The organism is Klebsiella sp. 141198, assembly GCF_050600785.1.
Lineage (GTDB): Bacteria > Pseudomonadota > Gammaproteobacteria > Enterobacterales > Enterobacteriaceae > Klebsiella > Klebsiella aerogenes.
The window spans coordinates 797,532-821,420 of sequence record NZ_JAQIRM010000002.1 but is presented as its reverse complement, the minus strand read 5'-3'; the positions used below and the strand labels follow the sequence as shown (position 1 = coordinate 821,420).

At 53.4% G+C, this 23,889-nt stretch carries 20 protein-coding genes, 6 tRNA genes and 1 other RNA gene; 9 read left to right on the top strand and 18 right to left on the bottom strand.

The features are described from left to right. Positions 1-59 precede the first annotated feature (59 nt). Positions 60-986 (top strand): LysR family transcriptional regulator, encoded by a 927-nt coding sequence (locus PGR10_RS09180; RefSeq protein ID WP_430923380.1) that lies wholly within the window; start codon positions 60-62, stop codon positions 984-986. Between the two features lie 66 nt (positions 987-1,052). Here the strand turns inward: PGR10_RS09180 and PGR10_RS09175 are convergent. The 5 genes from PGR10_RS09175 to PGR10_RS09155 form a co-directional block, all read right to left on the bottom strand. Beyond that, a non-coding RNA gene (locus PGR10_RS09175) (RtT sRNA) lies at positions 1,053-1,188 on the bottom strand. Between the two features lie 22 nt (positions 1,189-1,210). Beyond that, positions 1,211-1,286 (bottom strand) — tRNA-Lys (locus PGR10_RS09170). A gap of 4 nt (positions 1,287-1,290) precedes the next feature. Further along, positions 1,291-1,366: transfer RNA gene (locus tag PGR10_RS09165), tRNA-Val, on the bottom strand. Between the two features lie 46 nt (positions 1,367-1,412). After that, a tRNA-Val gene (locus PGR10_RS09160) sits at positions 1,413-1,488 on the bottom strand. Positions 1,489-1,534: 46 nt separating this feature from the next. After that, positions 1,535-1,610 (bottom strand) — tRNA-Val (locus PGR10_RS09155). Between the two features lie 258 nt (positions 1,611-1,868). On the opposite strand from PGR10_RS09155, the gene gltX reads away from it, so the two are divergent. Next, the gene (gene gltX / locus PGR10_RS09150) at positions 1,869-3,287 is read left to right on the top strand and encodes a glutamate--tRNA ligase (protein WP_271031781.1); all 1,419 of its coding nucleotides are present in this window, start codon (positions 1,869-1,871) and stop codon (positions 3,285-3,287) included. Positions 3,288-3,342: 55 nt separating this feature from the next. Here the strand turns inward: gltX and PGR10_RS09145 are convergent, their stop codons facing one another. Beyond that, positions 3,343-3,738, bottom strand: coding sequence for a YfeC-like transcriptional regulator (locus tag PGR10_RS09145; RefSeq protein ID WP_430919864.1), 396 nt, complete (start codon positions 3,736-3,738; stop codon positions 3,343-3,345). Between the two features lie 7 nt (positions 3,739-3,745). Then, positions 3,746-4,099, bottom strand: a complete 354-nt coding sequence (locus PGR10_RS09140; RefSeq protein WP_013878158.1) for a YfeC-like transcriptional regulator — start codon at positions 4,097-4,099, stop codon at positions 3,746-3,748. Between the two features lie 219 nt (positions 4,100-4,318). On the opposite strand from PGR10_RS09140, the gene PGR10_RS09135 reads away from it, so the two are divergent. The 3 genes from PGR10_RS09135 (at position 4,319) to PGR10_RS09125 (ending at position 6,905) form a co-directional block, all read left to right on the top strand. After that, a tRNA-Ala gene (locus PGR10_RS09135) sits at positions 4,319-4,394 on the top strand. 41 nt (positions 4,395-4,435) lie between these two features. Then, positions 4,436-4,511 (top strand) — tRNA-Ala (locus PGR10_RS09130). Between the two features lie 210 nt (positions 4,512-4,721). Next, a complete protein-coding gene (locus tag PGR10_RS09125; RefSeq protein WP_430923379.1) occupies positions 4,722-6,905 on the top strand; it encodes an EAL domain-containing protein in 2,184 nt (727 codons plus the stop codon). Positions 6,906-6,960: 55 nt separating this feature from the next. On the opposite strand, the gene nupC is transcribed toward PGR10_RS09125, so the two are convergent. Then, entirely contained in the window at positions 6,961-8,163 is a 1,203-nt protein-coding gene (nupC, locus tag PGR10_RS09120; protein WP_013878156.1) for a nucleoside permease NupC, read from the bottom strand. Positions 8,164-8,508: 345 nt separating this feature from the next. On the opposite strand from nupC, the gene PGR10_RS09115 reads away from it, so the two are divergent. Next, positions 8,509-9,744 carry an Nramp family divalent metal transporter gene (locus PGR10_RS09115; RefSeq protein WP_087860073.1) on the top strand — a complete coding sequence of 412 codons (1,236 nt, stop codon included), beginning with the start codon at positions 8,509-8,511 and terminating at the stop codon, positions 9,742-9,744. 40 nt (positions 9,745-9,784) lie between these two features. Here PGR10_RS09115 and PGR10_RS09110 read toward each other — a convergent pair whose 3' ends face one another. Next, positions 9,785-10,150 carry a DUF2502 domain-containing protein gene (locus PGR10_RS09110; protein ID WP_087860074.1) on the bottom strand — a complete coding sequence of 122 codons (366 nt, stop codon included), beginning with the start codon at positions 10,148-10,150 and terminating at the stop codon, positions 9,785-9,787. 127 nt (positions 10,151-10,277) lie between these two features. Continuing rightward, positions 10,278-11,270 (bottom strand): L-glyceraldehyde 3-phosphate reductase, encoded by a 993-nt coding sequence (mgrA, locus tag PGR10_RS09105; protein WP_430923378.1) that lies wholly within the window; start codon positions 11,268-11,270, stop codon positions 10,278-10,280. Between the two features lie 176 nt (positions 11,271-11,446). On the opposite strand from mgrA, the gene PGR10_RS09100 reads away from it, so the two are divergent. After that, positions 11,447-13,108, top strand: a complete 1,662-nt coding sequence (locus tag PGR10_RS09100; protein ID WP_316424295.1) for an alpha-keto acid decarboxylase family protein — start codon at positions 11,447-11,449, stop codon at positions 13,106-13,108. Here the strand turns inward: PGR10_RS09100 and PGR10_RS09095 are convergent. Then, positions 13,105-14,340: an ion channel protein gene (locus PGR10_RS09095; protein ID WP_430923377.1), complete on the bottom strand. Its 1,236-nt coding sequence runs from the start codon at positions 14,338-14,340 to the stop codon at positions 13,105-13,107. The genes PGR10_RS09100 and PGR10_RS09095 overlap by 4 nt on opposite strands. 264 nt (positions 14,341-14,604) lie before the next feature. Between PGR10_RS09095 and glk the strand changes: the two genes are divergently transcribed. Beyond that, positions 14,605-15,570: a glucokinase gene (glk, locus tag PGR10_RS09090; protein ID WP_113374457.1), complete on the top strand. Its 966-nt coding sequence runs from the start codon at positions 14,605-14,607 to the stop codon at positions 15,568-15,570. A 43-nt stretch (positions 15,571-15,613) separates the two neighbouring features. Here the strand turns inward: glk and PGR10_RS09085 are convergent, their stop codons facing one another. Beyond that, entirely contained in the window at positions 15,614-16,357 is a 744-nt protein-coding gene (locus PGR10_RS09085; RefSeq protein WP_087860079.1) for a LytR/AlgR family response regulator transcription factor, read from the bottom strand. 11 nt (positions 16,358-16,368) lie between these two features. Further along, a complete protein-coding gene (locus PGR10_RS09080) occupies positions 16,369-18,066 on the bottom strand; it encodes a sensor histidine kinase (protein ID WP_045391561.1) in 1,698 nt (565 codons plus the stop codon). Positions 18,067-18,447: 381 nt separating this feature from the next. Here PGR10_RS09080 and alaC point away from each other — a divergent pair, with 381 nt between their 5' ends. Continuing rightward, positions 18,448-19,686, top strand: coding sequence for an alanine transaminase (gene alaC, locus PGR10_RS09075; RefSeq protein WP_087860080.1), 1,239 nt, complete (start codon positions 18,448-18,450; stop codon positions 19,684-19,686). A 44-nt stretch (positions 19,687-19,730) separates the two neighbouring features. On the opposite strand, the gene ypdK is transcribed toward alaC, so the two are convergent. The 5 genes from ypdK to PGR10_RS09050 all read right to left on the bottom strand — a co-directional run bounded on the left by ypdK (position 19,731) and on the right by PGR10_RS09050 (position 23,847). Continuing rightward, positions 19,731-19,802: a membrane protein YpdK gene (ypdK, locus tag PGR10_RS09070; RefSeq protein WP_077777854.1), complete on the bottom strand. Its 72-nt coding sequence runs from the start codon at positions 19,800-19,802 to the stop codon at positions 19,731-19,733. Between the two features lie 365 nt (positions 19,803-20,167). Beyond that, a complete protein-coding gene (locus tag PGR10_RS09065) occupies positions 20,168-21,361 on the bottom strand; it encodes a cyanate transporter (protein ID WP_430923376.1) in 1,194 nt (397 codons plus the stop codon). Next, complete coding sequence (locus tag PGR10_RS09060) at positions 21,361-21,816, bottom strand: nucleoside deaminase (protein WP_213317959.1); 456 nt, start codon at positions 21,814-21,816, stop codon at positions 21,361-21,363. The genes PGR10_RS09065 and PGR10_RS09060 overlap by 1 nt, the downstream gene beginning before the upstream one ends. Positions 21,817-21,973: 157 nt before the next feature. Continuing rightward, positions 21,974-22,651 (bottom strand): MipA/OmpV family protein, encoded by a 678-nt coding sequence (locus tag PGR10_RS09055; RefSeq protein WP_430923423.1) that lies wholly within the window; start codon positions 22,649-22,651, stop codon positions 21,974-21,976. A 332-nt stretch (positions 22,652-22,983) separates the two neighbouring features. Then, on the bottom strand, positions 22,984-23,847 hold the full coding sequence (locus PGR10_RS09050; RefSeq protein WP_183269103.1) for a hypothetical protein: 864 nt from the start codon (positions 23,845-23,847) through the stop codon (positions 22,984-22,986). Positions 23,848-23,889: the final 42 nt, after the last annotated feature.

Genomic DNA, 23,889 nt, shown 5'->3' with positions numbered 1-23,889 from the left:
TGCTTTCTTTGTTTTGAGAAATAAAATTGATTTATTGCATCTATTCATGAATAAAACAGATGAATTATTCGTTACGTCAGTTAAAGGTCTTTGTCACCGTCGCCAGGGCGCGCAGTTTTAGCCGTGCCGGGGAAATTATTGGTCTTAGCCAGTCGGCAGTGAGCCATAGCGTTAAGGAACTGGAGCACCAGACCGGCGTACGTTTGCTCGACAGAACGACGCGTGAAGTGGTGCTCACCGAAGCAGGCCATCAGCTGGCGGGCAAGCTTGAGCGTTTGCTTGATGAACTCCATGTGACCCTGCGCGAAGCGGGGCGGGTAGGGCAGCAGCTGACGGGGACCGTGCGCGTCGCCGCCAGCCAGACCATCTCGGCGCATCTGATCCCGCAATGCATCGCTCATAGCAATCGCCGCTATCCGGATATTGATTTCGTACTGCATGACAGGCCGCAGCAGTGGGTGCTGGAAAGTATCCGTCAGGGAGAGGTTGATTTTGGTATCGTTATCGATCCGGGGACGGCGGCAGACTTGCAGTGCGAGTCCGTATTGGCGGAACCTTTTCTGTTGTTATGTCGTGAGGATCACCGCTTTTCCCTGCAGTCATCGGTCAACTGGCAGGAGTTGCAAGGGGAGAGGCTGGTATTGCAGGACTATGCTTCCGGCAGTCGGCCGCTGATTGATGCCGCGCTGGCGCGTTTCGCCATCAAAGCCGATATCGTGCAGGAGATTGGTCATCCGGCGACGCTATTCCCGATGGTGGAATCGGGGATTGGTATTAGCGTACTGCCGGCGCTGGCTTTACCCTTGCCGCAGGGCAGCCGTTTGCAGGTAAAAAGATTAACCCCGGTTGTGGAACGCCAATTGATGCTGGCGCAGCGAAAAAACCGTTCGCTGTCGACCGCGGCGCAGGCGCTGTGGGAAATCGTGCGAGAAGAGGGCGCAAACCTGACATCAGCCAGAATTGAGGACCCGCTGTATCAGCGCTGAAGTTTTTTGCCTGGGCGCTGAGCTCTGCGCATAGCAAAAAGGCGCCTTTAGGGCGCCTTTTTACATTGGTGGGTCGTGCAGGATGACTCGGCTTCGCCTCGCCCTACGGGCCATCGCCGCAAGCGGCGCCGTTGTCTCACTGCGTTCGACCCGAACCTGCTGCAGGTTCGAATCTTAAAGTTCTGCGCATAGCAAAAAGGCGCCTTTAGGGCGCCTTTTTACATTGGTGGGTCGTGCAGGATTCGAACCTGCGACCAATTGATTAAAAGTCAACTGCTCTACCAACTGAGCTAACGACCCGAAGTGGTGGGTGATGACGGGATCGAACCGCCGACCCCCTCCTTGTAAGGGAGGTGCTCTCCCAGCTGAGCTAATCACCCACTTCGGTACTTCACATTTTGACAGAAAATCCAGCTGGCGAGAAAGTGGTGGGTGATGACGGGATCGAACCGCCGACCCCCTCCTTGTAAGGGAGGTGCTCTCCCAGCTGAGCTAATCACCCACTTCTCAATTTTCTGTTCTACACGGCGGAGACTACTTTAAGTAGTTGGTGGGTGATGACGGGATCGAACCGCCGACCCCCTCCTTGTAAGGGAGGTGCTCTCCCAGCTGAGCTAATCACCCCCGCTGTGTGGAGTCGCATTATAGGGAGAGTTGAAATTGAGTCAACGCCTTTTCTAAATAATTTGTTTGTTCGTCGTAAAATTAAACAAAGCGATCGCAAAATCAGCTTCTGTGTATGATTTATAAACAAAAATGGTAAAGCGTGATGTTGAGGCGGGATCTACATTGAGGAATCAGCCTGTGGTGTTAGAATATTCCCCTATCAATTCCAAGAACACTGCCGGCTATCGGCATCTTTATTAAACGTAAGGCCAATTCATGAAAATCAAAACTCGCTTCGCGCCAAGCCCAACAGGCTATCTGCACGTTGGCGGTGCGCGTACTGCTCTCTATTCCTGGCTTTTTGCACGTAACCACGGCGGTGAGTTTGTGCTGCGTATTGAAGACACCGATCTCGAACGCTCCACCCCGGAAGCAATTGAAGCCATCATGGATGGGATGAACTGGCTGAATCTGGAATGGGACGAAGGCCCGTATTTCCAGACTAAACGTTTCGATCGCTATAACGCGGTTATTGATGAAATGCTGGAAGCAGGCACAGCATATAAATGCTACTGCTCGAAAGAACGTCTCGACGCGCTGCGTGAAGAACAGATGGCTAACGGTGAAAAGCCGCGCTACGACGGTCGCTGCCGCCATGATCATCAGCATCACGCCGCCGACGAGCCGTGCGTCGTGCGTTTTGCCAACCCGCAGGAAGGTTCGGTTATCTTTGACGACCAGATCCGCGGGCCGATCGAATTCAGCAACCAGGAGCTGGACGATCTGATCATTCGCCGTACCGACGGCTCCCCGACCTACAACTTCTGCGTCGTGGTGGATGACTGGGATATGGCGATCACCCACGTGATCCGCGGCGAAGACCACATCAACAATACCCCGCGCCAGATCAACATTCTTAAAGCGCTGAATGCGCCGGTGCCGGTGTATGCGCACGTATCGATGATCAACGGCGATGACGGTAAAAAACTTTCCAAGCGCCACGGCGCGGTGAGCGTGATGCAGTACCGTGACGACGGCTACCTGCCGGAAGCGCTGCTGAACTATCTGGTGCGCCTGGGCTGGTCTCATGGCGATCAGGAGATCTTCACTCGCGAAGAGATGATCGAGTTCTTCTCGCTGGGCGCGGTGAGCAAGTCTGCCAGTGCGTTCAACACCGATAAACTGCTGTGGTTAAACCATCACTATATCAACACGCTGCCGGCGGAATATGTGGCGACGCATCTGCAGTGGCACATTGAGCAGGAAAATATCGATACCCGTAACGGCCCGCAGTTGTCCGAGCTGGTTAAGCTGCTGGGCGAGCGTTGCAAAACGCTGAAAGAGATTGCCCAGAGCTGCCGCTACTTCTATGAAGAGTTCGCCGAGTTCGACGCCGATGCGGCGAAGAAACACCTGCGCCCGGTGGCGCGTCAGCCGCTGGAAGTGGTTCGCGATAAGCTGGCGGCCATTAGCGACTGGTCGGCGGAAAATGTCCACCATGCGATTCAGGCGACCGCCGATGAGCTGGAAGTGGGGATGGGGAAAGTGGGCATGCCGCTGCGTGTGGCCGTGACCGGCGCGGGTCAGTCTCCGGCGCTGGACGTCACCGTTCACGCGATCGGTAAATCCCGTAGCGTTGAACGTATCAACAAAGCGCTGGCGTTTATCGCCGAGCGCGAAAGCCAGCAGTCCTGAGGCCGAGCGTAAGCTAAAGCAAGCGGCAGGTTAATCCTGCCGTTTTTTTTCGCCGCTATTTTATCGCGGGGCTAATACCTAACCGCGCCAGGAAGCCACTAATGCCATCGCGGGCAAGTAGATCCCGAAGGTGAGTTTGTTCTGCGGCGGTCATTAACTGCAGCGTATCGGCGATTTGCCGCCATACCGCATCCGCTTCATTGATAAAGTAGCCGCCGGGCTGTTCGGCGAGCTGATACTCTTCATTCAGATGACGAAATGCCGGAATATTGGTCAGAAAATCAATCACTGGCCGGTCGATGACAATCAAACGCGCACGCCCGCCTTTGACGCCGGGAATCGCCTCGGTTCGCCACTTTTGTTCTCGCGCCCAACGGTTGACCGTTTGTCTGGCCAGACCCAGAACTTCGGCAAGCTCCGCAGGCGTCATTTTTTCTTTTAGTTTCATCATTCTTATTTTACTGGCCGCGTATTCCAAGACGGTTTAACAACCCGGTAATGCCTTCGCGTAGCAGCAGCGACATTAGCTGCTTCTGTTCGCGATGAGTCATCTCTTTGCAGAGCGTAAGCAATAAGGGTTCGAGATCGGTCTCAGCGACCGAATAGGGCGAGGGCGTTTCCGCTACGCGCTGGGCATTGCGGATAAACTCCCGTACCTGCTCGTTAACGTGTACGAGACGCGCTTTGCCTCCCTGTACGCCAGGCCGCGGAGAAGTTTGCCACCCCTCTTTACGAACCCATTTATTAATCGTCTGTCGGCTAAAGCCAGTTAGATGCGCAATTTCTTCCGGAGTCATTCGTTCCTTGAGCATACTATTTCCTGAGTAAATATGTGGGAATTAGTGCTTCATGTTATAGCATCCTTTTACAGGAAATAGTGACATGTTTAACGCCTGCCTGCGATAAGGCTCGCATTGTCAGCTATTTGTCTGCTTTTTCAGCGATTGAATCAGGAGGGGTAATTTTGCCGTTGACACCTGGCGAAGGAATTCATATTATGCCGCCCGTCAACACGACACGCTTTACGTTACGGGGCTATAGCTCAGCTGGGAGAGCGCTTGCATGGCATGCAAGAGGTCAGCGGTTCGATCCCGCTTAGCTCCACCAAATTCTGCACCCAGCGGATTTGGTTCGTAAAGAGGTCCTGTGGGGCTATAGCTCAGCTGGGAGAGCGCTTGCATGGCATGCAAGAGGTCAGCGGTTCGATCCCGCTTAGCTCCACCAAAATTCGAACCCTCGCTACGGCGGGGGTTTTTGCTTTTGGCGCCGTCAATGTAAATGACGTTAAGCTTACGTCAGCGTGTATCGAGCAAATAAAAACCAACGTAATTTAGGAATTTTTCTCGGTTTATTTTCTTGCCTGCCATTATTAACCAACATACTATTTTCTGATTGCTTATAATTTTTTAGCCGCAGAGGTGTTGATTAACAATAATGACTGACATATTTAACATCAAAGTTAAAAAAACTCTGCTGGCGTTAATTGTTTGTTTGATTTTTATTCCGCTTTCTCGATTAATTTCTCCGCAAACCCTTATCGACGGAAAACAAATTTATCTGGCATGGCTACCATTAAGCGTCATGTACGCAACCATTTGTATTTTCGGTCGTTACGCCGTTGCTCCTTTGATTGTTGCGTTTGCAATTACTAATACATTTATAATAGATCTAACTTATACGCAGGCCGCTATCCTGTTATTCTGTCAGTTATTTTCCGTCTTTTTCACCTTCGCAATCATGCGCTCGTTGTCGGGGAAAAAATGGCGTAGCGGAAGGCCGGCCAAGCGCCATATTGGTCGCCGTATCTTCTGGGGCGGCTTCTTTGCCCCCATCCTGCTTAAGCTGACGATGTATCTGGCGGGGCGCTTCTTCGCTTTCCCGCTTGCCGTTTCCAGCTACTTTAGTACCGCCTCGATCATCTATTCCGTTATTGATATCCAGGCGTTGATATGTGCCGCCTTAATCTTTACGACCGCTTTCTATTATCCGATGAGAATGATAGTTAGCCCACGTTATCGGCGGGTGTTTTGGGCCCGTCATTGTCAACCGTGGCTGGTGAAAGAAAAAAGAACCTTTACCGTGTATTGGTTTATAGCATTAATCGCAATCATGCTGGTGCTTTGCGCGCCTTTTGATTCCGATTTAATTGCCGGATATCTGGTGCCAATTATTTTCATTCTCTACTTCGTTGGTATTGGGCGGCTGGGGCATGAGTTAATTCGCATTACGTGGGCTATTTCGGCATTCTTTTTAGTGGCCTATAACAAAAACTTTCTGCAGGGTGTTCAATCGGGGTACTCCTTGTCATTTGTCCTGTCGGTGCTAATTTCATTCACGATTTGTTTGTTTTACATGACGGATATTTATTCGCGTAGCGACAGAATTAAACAACGCTGGCGCGATCGGGCTGAAGAGGATCCGTTAACCGGGTTACCCAATCTGCGGGCTCTGGAGGGACATTTGCGCCAGTCGCCGCGGGTGGTTATTAGCAGTCTGCGCATCGAAAACCTGGACTTCCTTAGCCGCCATTACGGCATGATGATGCGCGTAGAGTGCAAACGGCAAATAGCCCGCCGTCTGCAGCCGCTCCTGGATCACCGCGATAAAATTTATCAGCTCCCGGGTAGCGAGTTATTGTTGGTGATAGAAGGGCCGGATCCGGCTGCGCGGCTAAATCACATTGTCGCGATGCTTAACCACGCAAAATTTAACTGGCATAACCACGCTCTCGATTTAGAGTTTGGCGCGGCGTGGGGCAGCTACAGCGGCATTGAGACGGAATTACATCCCATGCTCGGCCAGCTTAGTTGGTTATCGGAGCAGGCTGGCGCCGTGCAACGGGTGCTGGCGTTAGATACCGCGCAGGAAGAGGTTTCCGATCAAACGACCGAACAGGTGCGGATGCTGACGAAAATTAAACAAGCGCTGAACGAGCGTAATCTTCTGTTATATGCGCAGCCGATTCAGAATGCAGAAGGGGAAGGCTATTACGAAATCCTCACCCGTATGCGCTGCGGCGAGACGATTATCACCCCCGATCGTTTTATTCCGCTTATTGCACAGTTCAACCTCAGTCAGCGCTTCGATATGCTGGTGCTGGAAACGCTGTTCAGCCAGCTTGATCACCATCCTGGCCGACGTTTCTCCGTTAATTTGCTGCCGTATACGCTGATGCAAAAAGATAGCGCCGCACAGATTATCGCGCTGTTTAAGCGTTATCGCGTTTCGCCTGCTTATATCACGATTGAGATAACCGAAGAACAGGCGTTCTCGAATGCGGATACCAGCATGCATAATATTCAGCTGCTGAGCGAGTTCGGTTGCGCTATCGCTATTGATGACTTCGGTACCGGTTACGCTAACTATGAGCGTCTGAAAAGCCTGCAGGCGGATATCGTAAAAATTGACGGCTGCTTCGTGCACGAAATCGAGAGCGACCAGCTTGATGCGATTATCGTGAAATCCATTATCGAAATCGCGAGGGCGAAACAGTTAACGGTCGTCGCAGAGTACGTAGAGACCCAGGCGCAGAAGGCGATGTTACTGGCGCTGGGCGTCGATTATTTGCAGGGCTACTTGATTGGCAAACCACAGCCGTTAAGCGAATTGAAGGCGTAAAAAAGCCGGGCGATGCTACAGCCCGGCTTGTTATTTTATTAACGTCTGTTTGAGATTACAGTACCAGCGCAGCGATAGAGGCTGACAACACGCTGACCAGCGTGGAACCGTAAACCAGTTTCAGACCAAAGCGAGAAACCACGTTACCTTGCTCTTCATTCAGGCCTTTAATCGCCCCGGCGATGATGCCGATAGAAGAGAAGTTGGCGAAGGAGACCAGGAAGATGGAGATGATACCTTCCGCACGCGGGGAGAGCGTCGCTGCCACTTTCTGCAGATCCATCATCGCCACGAATTCGTTAGATACCAGTTTGGTCGCCATAATACTGCCGACCTGCAGCGCTTCGCTCGCCGGCACGCCCATTACCCACGCAACCGGGTAGAAGATGTAGCCAAGGATCCCCTGGAAGGAGATGCTGTAACCAAACCAGCCGGTAACGGTGGCGAACAGGGCGTTAAGTGCGGAGATCAGCGCGATAAAGCCGATCAGCATCGCCGCAACGATAATCGCTACTTTAAAGCCTGCCAGAATGTATTCGCCCAACATTTCGAAGAAGCTCTGACCTTCGTGCAGATTGGACATCTGCAGGTTTTCTTCGCTCTGCTCAACGCGATACGGGTTAATCAGCGACAGGACGATAAAGGTGCTGAACATGTTAAGCACCAGCGCGGCAACCACATACTTCGGCTGCAGCATAGTCATATAGGCGCCGACGATGGACATCGAAACGGTAGACATCGCGGTTGCCGCCATGGTGTACATACGGTTGCGCGACATTTTGCCGAGAATATCTTTATAGGCGATGAAGTTTTCCGACTGGCCGAGGATCAGCGAGCTGACGGCGTTGAAGGATTCCAGTTTGCCCATGCCGTTAACTTTCGACAGCACGGTACCGATAGCGCGGATGACAATCGGCAGAATGCGAATATGCTGTAAAATACCAATCAGCGCGGAAATAAAGACGATTGGGCACAAAACCTTCAGGAAGAAGAAGGCCAGACCTTTATCGTTCATGTTACCGAATACGAAGTTGGTGCCTTCGTTGGCGAAACCGAGAAGTTTCTCGAACATCTCAGAAAAGCCTTTCACGAAACCCAGACCGACATCGGAGTTCAGGAAGAACCAGGCCAGCAAAACTTCAATAACAAGTAATTGAATAACATAACGAATGCGGATCTGCTTACGGTTGTGACTGACCAGCAAGGCCAGTATAGCCACCACAACGATCGCGAGGACAAAATGCAAGACGCGGTCCATATTTGCTCCAAATATGAGGCAGGTTAAATTTCCGTGCACATTCTATGCAACAAGCCTAAATAAAACGAGATCGAATCCACACTATTACAAGGATATGTGACCAATAACAAAAATAGTGATCAATCGTACATTTTTGTTATGTTATGCAAAGGTATTAAAAGTTGCATTAATGTACTAATCTGATGAAAGGCGCGTTGTCCACATCTTCACGCCCGTTTTGTTGTTTGGCCTACTATCGTTCCCTCCTATCAAAGCAATCATTATCACCTTTCTAAATGAACTTGATAATCATTCGCATTTTGATAGCATTAAACATAGCAAAGGCTATATTTCCAGGGGCAGAAAATGACTAGCAGTCGCGTTGAGAATAGCAGCGGTCGCGCAGCGCGCAAGATGAGGCTCGCACTGATGGGGCCCGCATTCATTGCTGCCATCGGCTACATCGATCCGGGTAACTTCGCCACGAATATCCAGGCTGGCGCCAGCTTTGGCTATCAATTGTTATGGGTAGTGGTATGGGCGAACCTGATGGCGATGCTGATTCAGGTGTTATCGGCCAAGCTCGGTATCGCCACCGGTAAAAACCTCGCGGAACAGATCCGCGACCATTACCCGCGCCCGGTGGTGTGGTTTTACTGGGTACAGGCGGAAATTATCGCCATGGCGACCGATCTGGCTGAATTTATCGGTGCGGCCATCGGCTTTAAGCTGCTGCTCGGCGTTTCCTTATTACAGGGGGCGGTGCTGACCGGCGTCGCCACCTTCCTGATCCTGATGTTGCAGCGTCGTGGGCAGAAACCGCTGGAAAAAGTCATCGGCGGGCTGCTGCTGTTTGTGGCGGTGGCCTATGTGGTCGAGCTTATCTTCTCGCAGCCGGCGATAGCGCCGCTGGCCAAAGGTATGATTATTCCGAGCCTGCCGAATGGCGAAGCGGTATTCCTTGCCGCCGGGGTTCTCGGGGCGACGATTATGCCGCACGTTATTTATCTGCACTCGTCGCTGACGCAAAACCTGCACGACGGCTCGCGCAAAGAACGCTATAACGCCACGCGTTGGGACGTGGCGATTGCGATGACCATTGCCGGCTTCGTTAACCTGGCGATGATGGCGACCGCTGCCGCTGCGTTTCACTTCAACGGTCACACCGGAGTGGCCGATCTCGACCAGGCTTATTTAACTCTCGAGCCGCTGCTTAGCCATGCCGCCGCGACGATTTTTGGTCTCAGTCTGGTTGCCGCCGGTCTCTCGTCGACTGTAGTCGGAACGCTTGCCGGGCAGGTCGTGATGCAGGGGTTTATCCGCTTCCATATTCCGCTGTGGTTTCGCCGGACAATTACCATGCTGCCATCGTTTATCGTGATTTTGATGGGGCTGGACCCGACGCGTATCCTGGTAATGAGTCAGGTGTTGCTGAGCTTCGGGATTGCGCTGGCGCTGGTGCCGCTGCTGATTTTTACCAGCGATGCGCGGTTAATGGGCGATCTGGTAAACAGTCGGTGGGTAAAACGCATCGGTTGGCTGATTGTGGTGATTGTGGTGGCGCTGAACGGCTGGCTGATTATTGGTTCCGCATTAGATTAAGGCGGACAACAAAAAAGGGAGCTTTCGCTCCCTTTATCAATTAGTGGTGCCCGTGGCCATGTCCTCGACCACCGCCCCAGCCACCGTGACGACCGCCCCAATCGCCACGGCGATCGTTCCAGCCTTCGCGATAACCGCGCTCGTAAGCACGACCGCGATCCCAGCCGCGTTTATCCCAACCGCGATGCCAGCCGTTATCATGGCGATGCCAGCGGTGATCGCGCCATTCATAATGACGACGCCAGTAGTCACGGTCGCGCCAGCCGCCACCGTCCCAGTAGTTACCGTAACCGTCACGATCGCCAATTTGTAATTTTACCGATGGCAGCAGGGTGATTTCACCAGCATTGGCGATAACCGGCGCGCACGCCAGCAGTACCGCAGCCAGAATCAGTGACCTGAACATACTCTTCTCCTCACGATCGGGTCTTAAATGACCTGTTAACCAGATATTACGAGCCGGTAAAGAGACGTAGCATCAGGGAACTCTTAAATCGCAAGAAATAGCATTTTTTGCCAAAGTAAAAATGAGTTTACACCGCAAGGATCGCGTCAATGGCGGCGCACTCTTCAGCGCTGAACTGGCGGTTGCTTAACATGCCCACGGCATCGTCCAGTTGCGCTGTCTTACTGGCGCCGATCAGCACTGACGTCACCTTATCTTCACGCAGTACCCAGGCTAACGCCATCTGTGAAAGCTTCTGTCCGCGGCGCCCGGCAAGGGCGTCAAGCTGGCGGATTTTTTCCAGCCGCTCGGCGGTGAGCTGTTCCGGCTGTAAAAAACGGCTATTGCTGGCTGCGCGCGAGTCTGGCGGAATACCGTTGAGGTAGCGGTTGGTCAGCTGGCCGCCAGCCAGCGGTGAAAACGCTATACTTCCCACGCCTTCGGCCTGCAGCATCGCTAATAATCCTTCTTCCACCCAGCGTTCAAACATCGAATATTTGGGTTGGTGAATCAGGCAAGGCGTGCCGAGATCGTTGAGGATAGCGATAGCCTGACGCGCCAGCTCGAGCGGGTAGTTCGATAAACCAACGTAGAGCGCTTTTCCCTGGCGAACCAGATGATCCAGCGCGCGCATGGTCTCTTGCAGCGGCGTCTCCGGGTCCGGGCGGTGGTGATAAAAGATATCGACGTACTCAAGACCCATCCGCTTCAGGCTCTGGTCGAGACTGGCGACCAGATACTTGCGCGATCCCCAGTCGCCATAAGGACCATCCCACATGGTATAGCCGGCTTTACTGGAGATGATAAGTTCGTCGCGGTAGGGCAGAAAATCTTCTTTCAGGATCCGCCCAAAGTTGCTCTCTGCCGATCCGGGCGGTGGACCGTAATTGTTCGCCAGGTCGAAGTGGGTAATACCAAGGTCGAAGGCGTGACGCAGCAACTGGCGGCTGACCTCTACCTGTGTTTCATCGCCAAAGTTATGCCACAGGCCGAGAGATATCGCCGGTAGCTTCAGGCCGCTGCGCCCGCATCGGCGGTACTCCATGGTCTGATAACGCGTGTCGCTTGCCTGGTAAACCATACTTCCTCCGCATCAAAACAGGGTGTGTATACGTTTACACTAATCAATGTTGTACGCGGAGTATATGGGGAAAACGCGTAAATTTTGCTTTCCACCCTCTTTATTGCTCACAATCTGGACAGGTAAAGCGCATATCTAATACTCAGATTACCTGCACAATAACAAGGATTATGGATATGCAACCGACTTACACCATTGGCGATTATCTGCTGGATCGTCTCGTAGATTGTGGTATCGATCGCCTGTTCGGCGTGCCTGGTGATTACAACTTACAGTTTCTCGATCACGTGATAGCCCATCAAAATTTGGGATGGGTCGGCTGTGCTAACGAACTGAACGCGGCCTACGCCGCTGACGGCTATGCGCGCATAAAAGGCGCCGGCGCGCTGCTAACCACCTACGGCGTAGGGGAGTTAAGCGCGTTGAATGGGGTGGCCGGTAGTTATGCAGAACATATCCCTGTACTGCATATTGTGGGCGCGCCTTCTACCGGCGCGCAGCAGCGCGGCGAACTCCTGCACCATACGCTCGGCGATGGCGATTTCACCCATTTCTCGCGGATGAGCGAACACATTACCTGTACTCAGGCGACGCTAACGGCTGGCAACGCCTGTCACGAAATTGACAGGGTATTAAGCGACATGCTGACCCACCACCGCCCTGGGTATCTGATGCTGCCTGCCGACGTGGCGAAAGCCCGCGCGGTGCCGCCGGCCCGCGCGCTGGTGATTAAGGGCCCGGCGGCCGATGAAAACCAGCTTGCCGGCTTCCGTGAGCACGCGGCCAAACTGTTACGCAGCAGTCGCCGCGTGTCGCTGCTGGCGGATTTTCTCGCCCAGCGTTACGGCCTGCAAAACACACTACAGCAATGGGTTAAGTCCGCGCCGATTACCCACGCCACCATGCTGATGGGAAAAGGGCTGTTTGACGAACAAGGCTCAGGTTTTGCCGGGACCTATAGCGGGATCGCCAGCGCGCCGCAGACTCGCGAGGCGATGGAAAGCGCCGATGCCATCATCTGCGTGGGTACGCGCTTTACCGATACGATTACCGCCGGCTTTACCCATCATTTGCCAACGGAGAAAACCATCGAAATCCAGCCGTTTGCCGCACGGGTTGGCGATCATTGGTTCAGCCGGATCCCGATGGATCAGGCGCTGGCGGCCCTCATTGATGTTTCTGGCAAGCTGTCCGCGGAATGGAGCGCGCCAGATATCATCGCGCCCGACGCTTCCGGCGCGCCGCAGGGCAATCTGACGCAGAAAAGCTTCTGGAGTACGGTCGAGAAACAGCTGCGGCCGGGCGATATTATTCTTGCCGATCAGGGAACCTCGGCATTCGGCATCGCCTCATTAAAACTTCCCTCGCAGGCGACGCTGCTGGTGCAGCCGCTATGGGGCTCTATCGGTTTTACGCTACCTGCCGCTTACGGCGCGCAGACAGCCGCCGCGGACAGAAGGGTGGTATTAATCATTGGCGATGGCGCCGCGCAGCTCACTATCCAGGAGATGAGCTCGATGCTGCGCGATAAGCAAAAACTGTTAATTTTGCTGTTGAATAATGAGGGCTACACCGTCGAGCGCGCGATTCACGGGCCGGAACAGCGCTACAACGATATCGCGTTGTGGGACTGGAGCCGCTTCCCTGATGCTTTTGCGCCGGATACGCCTTCCCGCTGTTGGCGGGTATCGCAAACCGGCGAGCTGGCGGAGGCGATGGCCGATAGCGTTAACTCCGATAAGCTAACGATGGTCGAAGTCATGCTGCCAAAAATGGATATTCCTGATTTCTTACGCGCTGTCACTCAGGCGCTGGAAAATCGCAACAACCGCAGCTAATCGCCGCGGCGCCTGGCAATCATCAACGGCTTCCCGGCCAGCAGTAGCCAGGCCGGAAGCATCACGATACACAGCAGCGGCAGCAAGGTGGTGTCCGGTACCACCACTGCCGCCATAAACAGGCTCAGCCAGCCATCGCGGGTGACGACCAGCACCAGACCGAGGATCGCGCAGGAGATGGTAATGGCGGCCGGTACCGCTTCAACGTGCGCATGCAGCATTAGCCCCAGCGAGACGCCGACAAACACCGCCGGGAAAATACGCCCGCCGCGAAAGCCACAGGCGGCCGCCAGCACCAGCGCCGCCAATTTCACCACGGCAATGAGCAGAAAATCACCGGCGCCAAGCGTCTGGCTGGAAGCCAGTTGCTGCATTTCGTCCAGGCCTTTAAACAGCGTAATATGGCCGCCAATAACGCCCAGGATCCCCAGTAAAAAACCCCCGATGCCGAGCATTAACACCGGATTTTTCAAGCGGTGGACGAGCGCGTGCAGACGCGGCAGACACCACACGGCGACCATGCCGACGGCGATGGCGATAAGCGTGACGATCGCGCCGCTGATGATATCGACGATGCGCAGGTGCGGATAGTGCGGGATCGGCAGGGTGAAATTGGGATGGAAAAAAATACCGGTCGTCAATGCGCCTGCCGCCGCCGCCAGCAACGGCGCGAACAGCCGGTCCCATAACGGAACGTCGCTGCTGCTATTGAGCGTTTGCGAAAAAATAAGCGCCGCGGCAACCGGTGTACCGAACAGCGCGCCGATGGTTCCCGACGCGGCAAGAATTGTCCAGTCCAGCGAACTTACCCGCGGAAACAGACGCGAGCCAAGGGCGACGGCAAGCGCGATATTGACGACCATGATCGGATGTTCCGGCCCGAGGCTAACGCCGCCGGCGAGGCCGAGAATCAACGCCGCCAGTAACCCCGGTAGCGCGCTGGTGGCGATGGGCGCGCCGATTAAGGATTCGGTTGCCGGATCTGGCCCACCATGTCCAGGACTGAAACGGACCACCAGCCCCACGACAATCCCGGTGAGAGTGAGGATGGCTATTATCCATAGCGGACTATCGGCGGCAATGCCGACATGTGCCGGCAGGTCGCTCCACAAGATGCTCTGCAGAATTGCGGCGATCTTCATCGCCACAATCAATACCAGGCTGGAAGCGATGCCAATAATAATGGCCGGTATTGATAACAACAGCATCGTTCTGGCGCGCGGGTGCAGCATGAAGGGTTCCTTTTAAATGTCCTGAAGCGCTACTTTGCCTGTCTCTGTAAAGAGCTTCGGCGCAAATGGTGCTGAAACGATAAACTTAAGGCCAAACCTGACGTTGCGTGTATGAAATAAGATGCCGTGTTACATAGATTACAGTCTAATTGTGACCAATGTCGCTAAACTACCGGCGGCTGTACGTTGGTCGTTGTTGTTATGTCGCCATGAATTTACAGTGTGCGAAAAGAATTATTTTGACTTTAGCGGAGCCGTAACGGAATGACAAAATTTGCTTTAGTAGGAGACGTCGGTGGAACTAACGCCCGTCTGGCGTTATGTGATATCGCAAGCGGGGAGATTTCCCGCGCTAAAACTTATTCCGGGCTCGATTACCCAAGCCTTGAGGCCGTTGTACGCGTCTATCTCGACGAACAAGCCGTGAAGGTTGATGATGGTTGCATCGCCATTGCTTGCCCCATCACCGGCGACTGGGTGGCGATGACCAACCATACCTGGGCTTTTTCTATTGCCGAGATGAAAAAGAACCTCGGATTCGCGCATCTGGAAATCATTAATGATTTTACCGCGGTGTCGATGGCGATCCCGATGCTCAAAGCCGAGCATCTGATCCAGTTCGGCGGCGCGCAACCGGCGGAAGGTAAACCGATCGCAGTCTACGGCGCAGGCACCGGTCTTGGCGTAGCGCACCTGGTACACGTTGATAAACGCTGGGTGAGCCTGCCGGGCGAGGGCGGCCACGTTGATTTCGCGCCGAACAGTGAAGAAGAGGGCATTATTCTCGAAGAGCTACGCAGCGAGTTGGGCCACGTGTCCGCCGAACGCGTTTTGTCCGGCCCTGGGTTGGTTAATCTGTATCGGGCGATTGTTAAATCCGATGGCCGTTTGCCGGAAAACCTACAGCCGAAGGACGTTACCGAGCGCGCGCTGGCGGATACCTGCATTGATTGTCGCCGCGCGCTGTCGCTATTCTGCGTCATTATGGGGCGCTTTGGCGGTAACCTGGCGCTGACCCTCGGCACATTCGGCGGCGTGTACATCGCAGGCGGTATTGTCCCGCGTTTCCTTGAGTTCTTTAAGGCATCGGGTTTCCGCGGCGGGTTTGAAGATAAAGGGCGCTTTAAAGCCTACGTGCAGGATATTCCGGTTTATCTCATCGTCCATGATAACCCAGGCCTACTGGGCTCCGGCGCGCATCTGCGCCAGACGCTGGGGCATATCCTCTAAACCACTCTCAGCCGGGCGGCGGTGTCTGCCGTCGCCCATCTCATTACAGATTCATCAACTGGCGAAACTCTTTCACCTTACTGCGGCTAACCGGTACCTGAAATTCAAGGTCGCGTAGCCGTAGGACGTAGGTGTTGTTGAACCATGGCTCTATTTCGCGAATTTTATTCAGATTGACGCAGTACGAGCGGTGGCAGCGAAAGAAGTGCGCAGCCGGCAGCTTGCTGCAGAATTCAGTGATGTTCATCGGCATGACGAATGATTCACGGCGCGTATAAACGAAGGTCATTTTTTCATGCGCTTCCGCGTAATAAATATCGTGAATGCTGGTGACGATGATCCGCTCGTCTTTAATCAGATTAATGGTGTCGTTTTCGCGGGTTGGATTGTGCACGGGCGTTCCGCTTACCGCCACCTGCTGCTGTTGCTGCCAGGCGCTGGACAGTTTCTGCAACATATTAATAATCCGCGATTCCTGATAAGGCTTGAGGATGTAGTCAAACGCTTCCAGTTCAAAGGCTTCCACCGCATGTTCTTTCCACGCGGTGATAAAAACGATGAACGGCTTATGCGCGAACTGGCTAATATTTTGCGCCAGCAGCACGCCATCCAGAGAGGGAATATTGATGTCGAGAAAGATGGCATCGACTTTATTGTGCTGCAGGAATTTCAGCACATCGAGACCGTCATCAAAGGTACCGACAATCTCCATCTGGCTGTGAGTATTAATCAACCAGGTGAGTTCCTGCTGCGCCGGGAACTCATCCTCAACAATAATGACTTTCATGTTTTCTCCGCTCATGGCAACAGCGATACCGGTTCAGTCGCCGGGGCGTGCTGGTTGGGGACGTAGAACGCAATCTCCGTTCCCGGCGTTAAGCGGCGGATATGCAGCCCTTCGCCGTAGAGCAGTTTCACCCGATGATGAACATTCAGCAGGCCAATTTTATTGCCCGGCATCTCGTCGGCTTCGACGCGGGCCACCACCGCCGGGTCAATGCCGTTACCGGTATCCCGTACGCTAATGCGCACCCGGTTTCCGCATTCGTTGATGGCGATGGTCACCACGCCCTTGCCCCGACAGGGTTGAATGCCGTGGACAATGGCGTTTTCTACCAGAGGCTGAATCAGCAGGCTGGGGATGACGCAGCTGACCTCTTCGTCAATATCATAAATCACCGTCAGCTTGTCGCCGAAGCGGGCCTGCTCGATCGCGATATAATCCTTAATTTGATACAGCTCGCGCTTGATGTCGATCTGCTCGTCATCTTTTAACTCAATGTTATAGCGTAGATAACGCGACAAATTGAAAATCAACTGCCGCGCGGTATCCGGATTCATGCGGATGGAAGAGGAGATGGCGTTAAGCGCATTAAACAGAAAATGGGGATTAATTTTACTTTGCAGGGCGCGTAGTTCCGCTTTATTGGCCATTTCACGCAGCTGTTCGGCCCGCGAGACCTCAAGCTGGGTGGAGATAATTTGCGACAGGCCGATCGCCATCTCCTGCAGCGAAGAGGTTATACGATGCGCGTGGCAGTAGTAAATTTTCAGCGTGCCGGTCACTACGCCTTTCTCGCGTAGCGGAATCACCAGCATGGAGTGGATCTCCGGCGTTCTGTAGGCTTCATCGTTGTTTTTAATGATGATGGTGTCGCTTTCAATGGCTTTGCGGGTGGTTGGGCTGATATCGTTGTTGCGATCGTTATAGTTATTTTCCCCGTAGCCAACGTAGGCCAGCACCCGGTCAGTGGTGGTAATCGCGACCGCGTCGGCATTGATGTCCCGGCGAATGATATCGCAAACCTGGCGCAGCGATTCGCTGTTGACGTGGCGGAACAGCGGCAGCGTTTTGTTGGCGATATCCAACGCCAGTTTTGCCTGGCGCGCCGCGCTGGCTTCTTTCTCGCCTTCCACGCTTTGGACCAGTAGAACAATAAAACCGATGCAGATGCTGCCAAGGATCATCGGAATACCGATTTTGGAGACAATATCGATCCCCAACGCCAGCGTCGGCGCCCACAGCACCACGAGGATCATGGTTAGCGTTTCGCACAGCATCCCGGCCAGAATCCCCACCTTCCAGCGCTGGGCTTTCGGGATTTTGCGGTTGATAAGCCCGGAAAGTAACCCGGCGACAATACTGGTGATAAAGCAGGGGATGGCGGTCACACCGTCAATATCAATGAGATAGCGGTGTACCCCGGCAATCACGCCGACAATCGCCCCCACCCACGGGCCAAACAGGATCCCGCCGGACATCACCGCGATAATACGTACGTTGACCAGCGAACCTTCTACCGGAACGCCGGACCAGGTGCTAAATAGCGCAAACATGGAGAAAATGGCGGTGACCGCCAGCAACTCGCGAGGCGTATGTGCCGATTTATGCAGCAGTTCGCGGAACAGGCGTAAGCGGATAAGAAAAAAGAGGCAAATGAGCATTAATGCCGCGCGGTCAAAAACCGCCAGCAGCATATTAAATATATCGTGCATGGATGCGCCCAGGATTCGCGGGAAAGCAATATGATAGAAAACCTCACGCCAGAAGGCTAGCAGCAGAGATAAATGAGGAACAAGCATAAAAATTAAAGGGGATAAGTCGCTCACTCCTGCTATCAGGGTGTTGATGAGTAACGATGATACATTTGAGTATTATAAATGATATCAATATGTTGATTGTTTATTTAAGCCGCGCTCGTATTGGGAAAACGTTCTGCCGCACACCGATGCGGGATGACCCGTTTTATGCGTGGGCGATTATTTTTTATCAACCCTCTCGACAGCGTGTTTTTTTTCAGGTTATTTTCTAAGCGAGCCACATCGGTGGCCGCGTCGCTCGGACGGTCCGGGCGCTAACGTTAATCTGAGGAATCTATGGCTGAATTCAGTCCTGAACGCCGTTTTACGCGTATCGATCGTCTCCCTCCGTATGTTTTTAACATCACTGCCGAACTGAAAATGGCTGCGCGTCGGCGCGGCGAAGATATTATCGATTTCAGTATGGGCAACCCGGATGGCGCCACGCCGCCGCATATTGTTGAAAAACTGTGTACCGTCGCCCAGCGTCCGGATACCCACGGTTACTCTACTTCTCGCGGTATTCCTCGTCTGCGCCGCGCGATTTCGCGCTGGTACCAGGAGCGCTATGACGTGGATATCGACCCGGAATCAGAAGCCATCGTGACGATTGGTTCGAAAGAGGGGCTGGCGCATTTGATGCTGGCGACGCTCGATCACGGTGATACGGTGCTGGTGCCAAACCCCAGCTATCCGATTCATATTTACGGCGCGGTTATCGCCGGGGCGCAGGTCCGTTCCGTCCCGCTAGTGGAAGGCGTGGATTTCTTCAATGAACTGGAACGCGCGATCCGCGAGAGTTATCCGAAGCCAAAAATGATGATTCTGGGCTTCCCGTCTAACCCAACCGCGCAGTGCGTCGAGCTCGATTTCTTCGAGAAGGTGGTGGCGCTGGCGAAACGCTATGACGTGCTGGTGGTGCACGATCTGGCCTACGCCGATATCGTCTACGATGGCTGGAAAGCGCCGTCGATTATGCAGGTGCCCGGGGCGCGCGATGTGGCGGTCGAATTCTTCACCCTGTCAAAAAGCTACAACATGGCTGGCTGGCGTATCGGCTTTATGGTGGGGAATAAAACGCTGGTTAACGCGCTGGCCCGCATTAAAAGTTACCATGACTACGGTACCTTCACGCCGTTGCAGGTGGCGGCGATTGCCGCGCTGGAAGGCGATCAGCAGTGCGTGCGTGATATTGCGGAACAATATAAACGTCGCCGTGATGTGCTGGTGAAAGGGCTGCATGAAGCCGGCTGGATGGTTGAATGCCCGAAAGCGTCAATGTACGTGTGGGCCAAAATTCCGCAGCAATATGCGGCGATGGGCTCGCTGGAGTTCGCCAAAAAGCTACTGCAGGAGGCCAAAGTGTGCGTCTCGCCGGGAATCGGCTTTGGCGACTATGGCGATACTCATGTGCGTTTCGCATTGATCGAAAATCGCGATCGTATCCGGCAGGCTATTCGCGGCATCAAATCCATGTTCCGCGCCGATGGACTGCTACCGGCAGCCAGTAAAACGGTAGCTGAACATCACGAATAAAAAATGGGAGCCGTCTGGCTCCCATCTCTTTACTGCATAGCAGGTTAAATCATCAGGGCGAAGGTACCGGCCCAAACGATGACCATAAAAGAAATTCCCATCAAAAAGTATTTCACGACATGTCACTCCGCATTTTGGCGAAACGCCTAAATGAATTTAACTTTAACCCTCGCAGGATTGTCGCAGATAAAACCAGACTATTCTGGCGACTGCGGCAGCCCGAAATTCTGTGCGTCAACTGCTCCAGATGGCGCTAATGTACGCTTAAAAAATGGTGGAAACAAGATCCATTTTTTTATTAATTTTTAGTTACTTACGACTGTCGTGAATAGGCGACACATTAATTTCATTCGGTAATAAATTCAATTACGGCGACGAAGATTTTTAGTAATACCCTGACATTCTGTAGTTATTTGATTTTGGGATTTTTTCTATTGGCGAAGAGGTGCAGAAATCACTTTCTGCACCCTAAACGATGAGGTTAGCGGGCGGTCGTCGGCGCGCGCCATTGATGCGGATAACGTGCGGGAACAAAACGCAAGGTAAGCGCCATTAAGAGGAAAACGCAGATGGCATGGAATTCCCAGTCTAGCTGGTAGTTTCCGCTCAGGCTGCGTAGCAGCCCTGAAAGCCACGGCGATAACCCGGCGATAATAAAACCGATGCCCTGCATAAACGCCACCAGTCTACCGGCGACGGCAGGCTGCGGCGAATGGTCCAGCGCCAGCACCAGACATAGCGGGAAGGCGCCGCCCAGTCCTACGCCGCAGCTCACGGCCCACAACAGCGGCAATTGTTGTGGCCACCAGATGAAACCGCAGAACCCGAACAGTTGTAGCGCAAGCGCCAGCATCAGCAGCTTACGGCGATCTTCATGGCGAGCGAGCATCGGTAGTACCAGCGCGCCGGCGGTCTGGCCGACGGTCATCAACGCCAGATGCGTGCCGCTAAACTGAGCGCTGTGGCCAAGCTGCATATAATAGGGTGGTAACCAGGCAATCAGGCTGGCGTAGCCGCCATTGATCAGCCCGAAATAAAGGCCAAGCGTCCAGGTCCGGTGGTGACGAAAAACCGACGGCGCGGCTTGCGCCGATGCGGCAACCGGCGCGGCGGGCAGCATTTTGCAGAGCGGCAACCAGCCAATGACCGCGGCCAGAGCCGGTAGCGCCCACCACGCCAGCGCGTGGTGCCAGAGCGCGCTATGCTGCGCAAGCCAGGGAGTGATCGCGGCGCCAAGCCCGCCCCCGCCCATCAGCGCCGCCGACCACAATCCCATCACCTGCGGCGTGCGGCGATGAAAAAGACGTTTAATGACGCTGGGTATAATCGCCTGAATCACGCCGATGCCAATCCCGCCGAGCAGCGCGCTGCTAAGCAGCAGGCCGCTTTGCGGCGCCAGCTCGCGCAGGATTGCGCCAATACCTATCGCCAGCAGACTTAACGCGATACTGAGGTTTTCACTAACGTGGCGATTAATCCATCCACCAGCGAGCGCCAGCAGGCCCATCGCGACGACCGGAAGCGCGGTCAACAGTGAAACCAGGGTAAAGCTCATGCCGGTTGCTCGCTGCAGTTGCGGCAGTAATGGACCTATCGAGGTCAGTAGCGGGCGCATATTAATGCCGATCAGCACCAGCACAAATAACGTCAGCATATTGCGTTGCGTCTGGCTCATTACGCTTTACTCGCCCAGCGCTGATACAGGGCCAACCCTTCGGGTTGCGGGCAATGGTGTATGGGGAGTGATTGGTTGTCTAACGGCTGCTGCAATTGCTGATAGATAGCGGCGGTAGAGAGATTGAAGCGCTCGCCATCCTCATTGCTGTTGGCAAAATAGACTTCGCGCACGCCGGTTAAATACATCGCGCTCAGACACATCGGGCAGGGTTGTCCGCTGGCGTAAACCACGCATTCGCGCAATACCTGATTGCCCAGACGTAAGGAAACGTCGCGGATGGCATTGAGTTCAGCGTGCGCGGTAGGATCGCCGCTCTGGTGCAAGGTATTCACCGCTTCGGCAATGACTTCACCGTGGCGCACAACGACGGCGCCGAATGGGCGGCCACCGTTTTCAACATTTTTGGCAGCAAGCGTAATGGCGCGCTGAAGATGGTTAGCATGAGTAGACATGAGCGGCTCCTGTAGAGGTCGGGTAGAAGAACTCAATCGGCGGCAGGCTGGAGATTGAATTCTGCTACAGGGTAGCGAGCTGATGCCATAAGCTAAAAGACTTATTTATAATTGAGTTAATCAGATTAACTTATGGGTTGAGAAATACCCGGGTGTTCTACCAGGTATATCCGACGCCGAGGATGCCATACAGCTCGCCGCTGTGCTGGACAATGGGACTATCGGCGATATCGTCATCATAGCGTTCGTAGTTTGCCGCCACCATACCGACCCAATGCGGGCTAAAGCGGTAGCTGGTTATGATGGCGACCATCGGCGATACCGTCGTGCCGGTATCCCACTGCGGGCGCTCGGGCGTTGCCTCGCCCGCAGAGACGCCGCCAAAATAGTAGTTCGCCATGTTATGACTACGCACCATCAGCCCCATACCGGGCATCACCAGCAGATTGTCTTTAACGATCGGGAAATCGGCCCATAACAGCAGCTCCTGGCCGTTGCTGCGACCGCTAATATCGGAACTGATGCGCGCGCTTATCAGCGCGTATGGCGTGATCCAGGTAGCGCCAATACCGCCCTCCAGCTCGCCTTTACGCTCGTCCATTCCCTTGAATGCCGCATCGTCGCTGGGATCTAAATTACCGAAACGCCAGCGCCCGTAGCCATAAAGCGCGATATTGTCATCAAGATGAAAATAGTAGCGGGCGCGATCGCCCAGATACATTAACTGGTCGCCAAAATACAATCCTCCGGGAATAAAGTGGGTTTCGTTGTCCTGCTTTTGGTAGCGAGCGGTACCGCTAATCGCGGCGCCGCCGAGAACCCATCCTTTAGGCACTGGGCTATTTGGCTTATCGGCGGAAAAAATGTCGATCGAGCCGAGGTCGACCTCAGCGCGAGTGGCACCACAATACAAAGCAAGCGAACCGAGAATGGCTATGGGATATCGGGATAGTTTCAGCATGGGCTCATAGTTGGTACGGGATGATGAAGTCGATGTGAATCGAGCATGATAAACAATAGACGATAGCGAATGCGGTAGGGGGAGATTTTTTGTTTTTTATCGTACTTTTTCTGTTTTGCTTTTGGGGGGAAAGCAGAGTGAGCCAGTATCGACACTATCCATAATGGCGGATTATTCGCGTGAATAATCCGCACAAAAAATGAATGTTATGAATTAAGAATCAGTTCAGAGAGTGAAGCCATCGAATGATTTTCGTTGGTGACGATGCCTTCTTTTTTTAATTTTTCCATAATGGATTTAAAGGCGAGCTGTTTACTGCTTTCTGTCGCGTTAAGCAGGTCGCGGTTAAAGGCGGGATTCGATTGAATGATATAATTAATGAATTCGAGCAGCAGTTTATTCTGTGGCGGCGTTGATGGCTCATTAATGGTTTTTTCATTATATGAATTCATCGCAGCTTCAGAATACTCAAGCGGACGACTGCTGATGGTGTGCTCGTAAATTTTTTCAATTTCTTTGCTGGTAATGTACAGCTTGCTGAGCTCAATCGTTGGCTTATCATCATTATCAGGAATGAAATTGCAGTAGATGACGTTTTTAGCCGGGGAGATAATGCTAAGCGTTTCTTCTTGCTGAATGTTATCCGGATTCTCCAGCACATCCATTAAATTTCTTGAGTGAGTGTGCCATAAACCAGAAACGGAAACGTTGAGCTTAATTTTGGCAATGGCGCTGTCGTGATCGGCATCAATGACCGACACATTTTCATTCAGGGTGATGATATTGTTTATTTTAGAGTGCTGAGACCAGGGCTTATTAGCTTTGGTAATATCATCAAAACCGCCGTAGCCATATGACGAGTCGCCAACCCCCTGATTCCGGGTCAGGGCGCTATTGAGCGTGCCGCGATTCTTTTTCAGTTTCAGGCACAGGCTGATAGCGCCGATATCGTGCCAGTGAAGTAAATCTTCCAGTTCGCACTGCAGGAGTTTTTGCGCACGAGCGATAGAGCAATACTCCAGCGGTGGGAGATTGTTCAACTTCCAAATGTTTCTTTCTATCTTATTCATGGCATTAATTTAATATAAATGTTTTTAATGGTCTGCGTTTCT

What these genes read in the sequence shown, in the direction of transcription:
- PGR10_RS09180 (WP_430923380.1), top strand. Translation starts at nt 60, where the DNA reads ATGAATTATTCGTTACGTCAGTTAAAGGTCTTTGTCACCGTCGCCAGG.
- gltX (WP_271031781.1), top strand. Translation starts at nt 1,869, where the DNA reads ATGAAAATCAAAACTCGCTTCGCGCCAAGCCCAACAGGCTATCTGCAC.
- PGR10_RS09145 (WP_430919864.1), bottom strand. Translation starts at nt 3,738, where the DNA reads ATGATGAAACTAAAAGAAAAAATGACGCCTGCGGAGCTTGCCGAAGTT.
- PGR10_RS09140 (WP_013878158.1), bottom strand. Translation starts at nt 4,099, where the DNA reads ATGCTCAAGGAACGAATGACTCCGGAAGAAATTGCGCATCTAACTGGC.
- PGR10_RS09125 (WP_430923379.1), top strand. Translation starts at nt 4,722, where the DNA reads ATGACTGACATATTTAACATCAAAGTTAAAAAAACTCTGCTGGCGTTA.
- nupC (WP_013878156.1), bottom strand. Translation starts at nt 8,163, where the DNA reads ATGGACCGCGTCTTGCATTTTGTCCTCGCGATCGTTGTGGTGGCTATA.
- PGR10_RS09115 (WP_087860073.1), top strand. Translation starts at nt 8,509, where the DNA reads ATGACTAGCAGTCGCGTTGAGAATAGCAGCGGTCGCGCAGCGCGCAAG.
- PGR10_RS09110 (WP_087860074.1), bottom strand. Translation starts at nt 10,150, where the DNA reads ATGTTCAGGTCACTGATTCTGGCTGCGGTACTGCTGGCGTGCGCGCCG.
- mgrA (WP_430923378.1), bottom strand. Translation starts at nt 11,270, where the DNA reads ATGGTTTACCAGGCAAGCGACACGCGTTATCAGACCATGGAGTACCGC.
- PGR10_RS09100 (WP_316424295.1), top strand. Translation starts at nt 11,447, where the DNA reads ATGCAACCGACTTACACCATTGGCGATTATCTGCTGGATCGTCTCGTA.
- PGR10_RS09095 (WP_430923377.1), bottom strand. Translation starts at nt 14,340, where the DNA reads ATGCTGCACCCGCGCGCCAGAACGATGCTGTTGTTATCAATACCGGCC.
- glk (WP_113374457.1), top strand. Translation starts at nt 14,605, where the DNA reads ATGACAAAATTTGCTTTAGTAGGAGACGTCGGTGGAACTAACGCCCGT.
- PGR10_RS09085 (WP_087860079.1), bottom strand. Translation starts at nt 16,357, where the DNA reads ATGAAAGTCATTATTGTTGAGGATGAGTTCCCGGCGCAGCAGGAACTC.
- PGR10_RS09080 (WP_045391561.1), bottom strand. Translation starts at nt 18,066, where the DNA reads ATGCACGATATATTTAATATGCTGCTGGCGGTTTTTGACCGCGCGGCA.
- alaC (WP_087860080.1), top strand. Translation starts at nt 18,448, where the DNA reads ATGGCTGAATTCAGTCCTGAACGCCGTTTTACGCGTATCGATCGTCTC.
- PGR10_RS09065 (WP_430923376.1), bottom strand. Translation starts at nt 21,361, where the DNA reads ATGAGCCAGACGCAACGCAATATGCTGACGTTATTTGTGCTGGTGCTG.
- PGR10_RS09060 (WP_213317959.1), bottom strand. Translation starts at nt 21,816, where the DNA reads ATGTCTACTCATGCTAACCATCTTCAGCGCGCCATTACGCTTGCTGCC.
- PGR10_RS09050 (WP_183269103.1), bottom strand. Translation starts at nt 23,847, where the DNA reads ATGAATAAGATAGAAAGAAACATTTGGAAGTTGAACAATCTCCCACCG.